Raw genomic sequence first — 972 nt, forward strand, 5'->3', positions numbered from 1 at the left:
CGCACAGGTCCAGGTGGTAGTACCGCTGCAGATCTGCCTCTATCGCATCGCCATGCTCAGCGAGCAGGCGAAAGAGGCCGACTAGTTTCCCGAGACCTCGCTGATCTTGGTGCCCAGCTCGCGGTATTCACGCCAGGTCGGCTGAGTGGCCTTGAACGCTTCCCACTGCTCCGGACCGAGCAGCGCCCGCGTCAACGCGATATCCCGCCGCCGGTCATCGGCCTCGGTCGGAGATTCCGGCTGCGGCGCGTCGATCTGCTCCATCAGGTCCAGGGGGACGTTGTCGCCGACCGGGATTCGCAGCTTCAGTCCGCAGTGCTCGATGGTCACGAACCCGTCGCCGGCTTCGGCCTGGCGGGCCTGTGCGACTTCTCGCGCGGCGCGTTGTCGTTGCGGCGGTTGGGTGTTCTGGTTCGGCAGTTGCCGCCAGAGTCGGCGCTGGTGCGATCGATCTACGGCCCGGGGTGGGCAGCGGTCGACCTGCTGGCCGATCTCTGGACGGTGACGGTTCAGGCGAATTCCGAGAAGGGTTCGTTGCCTGATGATTTCGACCATCCGGTTCGGGCCAGGATGACCGCCGAAGCCAAGAGCGAGCGCAAGCGGGCACTCAAAGAGGAGTACCTGCGGCGCAAACGCGATCGATCGGCCCGCAAGCAATCATGAATCTCGTTGTGGAGGTGAGGCTTTGACGACCATCGGCACCGCTGTCCTGCAGATCATTCCGTCGCTCCGTGGCGTGACCGAGGAGATCGAGAAGCAGATCGACGGCAAGGTCGTCAACGTTGAGATCGCGCCGAAGGTCGACCAGCGCGCCGTTGAGCAGGCCGCCAAGCAGACCCGGGAGACCGTCGAGAAGCAGACCACTCAGGTCAAGGTCGAGCCGAAGGTCGACACCCGCGCCGCCGAGCAAGCCGGTAAGGCCACCGGTGAGGCGGTCACCAAGAGCGCGAATGAAGCTGTCCGCAAGGGCGA

Annotated in this window: 2 protein-coding genes and 1 pseudogene; 2 read left to right on the forward strand and 1 reads right to left on the reverse strand. The window is 64.8% G+C overall.

Annotation, left to right across the window (positions count from 1 at the left end; all coding sequences use genetic code 11):
• Nucleotides 1-81: 81 nt before the first annotated feature.
• On the reverse strand, nt 82-330 hold the full coding sequence (locus tag A5733_RS03460; RefSeq protein WP_083665975.1) for a hypothetical protein: 249 nt from the start codon (nt 328-330) through the stop codon (nt 82-84).
• Here A5733_RS03460 and A5733_RS03465 point away from each other — a divergent pair.
• Together A5733_RS03465 and A5733_RS03470 are read left to right on the forward strand one after the other, a co-directional pair.
• The gene (locus A5733_RS03465; RefSeq protein ID WP_233152607.1) at nt 316-663 is read left to right on the forward strand and encodes a hypothetical protein; all 348 of its coding nucleotides are present in this window, start codon (nt 316-318) and stop codon (nt 661-663) included. The genes A5733_RS03460 and A5733_RS03465 overlap by 15 nt on opposite strands.
• Nucleotides 664-685: 22 nt before the next feature.
• Nucleotides 686-972 (forward strand): annotated as a pseudogene (locus A5733_RS03470) (phage tail protein); the annotation flags it as partial.

It is taken from the genome of Mycobacterium sp. NS-7484 (assembly GCF_001953975.1).
In the GTDB taxonomy this organism is placed as follows: Bacteria; Actinomycetota; Actinomycetes; order Mycobacteriales; family Mycobacteriaceae; genus Mycobacterium.